Source organism: Idiomarina sp. UBA4206 (assembly GCF_002383015.1).
Taxonomy (GTDB): Bacteria; Pseudomonadota; Gammaproteobacteria; order Enterobacterales; family Alteromonadaceae; genus Idiomarina; species Idiomarina abyssalis.
On sequence record NZ_DFTS01000005.1, the window covers coordinates 2496 to 2739 of the forward strand.

1 protein-coding gene is annotated in these 244 nt (G+C 48.8%); it reads right to left on the minus strand.

Features of this window, described 5'->3' with window-relative positions; all coding sequences use genetic code 11:
• A partial coding sequence (locus tag B3180_RS00755) for a 2-oxo acid dehydrogenase subunit E2 (protein ID WP_286842314.1) occupies positions 1 to 244 on the minus strand: 244 nt, incomplete at both ends.

A 244-nucleotide genomic window follows, 5' to 3' on the forward strand; every position in this document is an offset into this window, starting at 1 on the left:
ATTTTGTGCATACCCAGAATAGCGCTTTGTGGTGGGTTCAAGATTGGTGTCGATAACAGCGAACCAAATACGCCACCGTTAGTGATGGTGAAGTTACCACCCTGCATTTCGTCCATAGTCAACTTACCGTCACGACCTTTAATGGCCAGGTCACGAATACCGTTTTCCATGTCCGCAATGCTTAGGCGGTCAGTATCACGCAGAACTGGCGTTACCAGACCACGAGGTGTCGATACAGCAATAC